The sequence below is a fragment of the Teichococcus aestuarii genome, assembly GCF_003116135.1.
GTDB classification, from domain to species: Bacteria; Pseudomonadota; Alphaproteobacteria; order Acetobacterales; family Acetobacteraceae; genus Pseudoroseomonas; species Pseudoroseomonas aestuarii.
The window spans coordinates 1-418 of sequence record NZ_PDOA01000092.1 but is presented as its reverse complement, the minus strand read 5'-3'; the positions used below and the strand labels follow the sequence as shown (position 1 = coordinate 418).

General features: G+C 62.2%; 1 protein-coding gene and 1 pseudogene. One reads left to right on the top strand and one right to left on the bottom strand.

Annotated features, from left to right (window positions below; genetic code table 11):
* Positions 1–118 (top strand): annotated as a pseudogene (locus CR165_RS24290) (IS5/IS1182 family transposase); the annotation flags it as partial.
* Between the two features lie 22 nt (positions 119–140).
* On the opposite strand, the gene CR165_RS24285 reads toward CR165_RS24290, so the two are convergent.
* On the bottom strand, positions 141–418 hold a 278-nt coding region (locus CR165_RS24285; protein ID WP_146202054.1), incomplete at its 5' end, for a transposase.

Genomic DNA, 418 nt, shown 5'->3' with positions numbered 1-418 from the left:
CTTCCGCCGCCTGGTGAAGGACTACGAGCGCTACGCCAGCACCCTTGCCAATCTCCACCTCGTCGCCTTCACCTGCATCATGCTCAAGCAGGCGGCTCAACTGGCCGCAGGTCCATAACAACCTCTAGAGCGGTTTTCGATCAGGCTGCATCGTATCCGGCGGCGGCGAAGTAGTTGATGATCTGGCCGATGGTGCTCCAGAGGCCTTCTACGCTGCGCTCGGCGGCCTTGCGGAGGCTGGCCTTCAGCTTGGCGAAGGCGTTTTCGATGGGGTTGAACTCGGGGCTGTATGGCGGGAGATAAAGCAGGCTTGCCCCGGCGGCTTCGATTGCAGGCCTGACGCCCGCACCCTTGTGGCTGCCCAGGTTGTCCATGATGACGATGTCACCGGGCGCCAGTTCGGGTACCAGCACCTGAT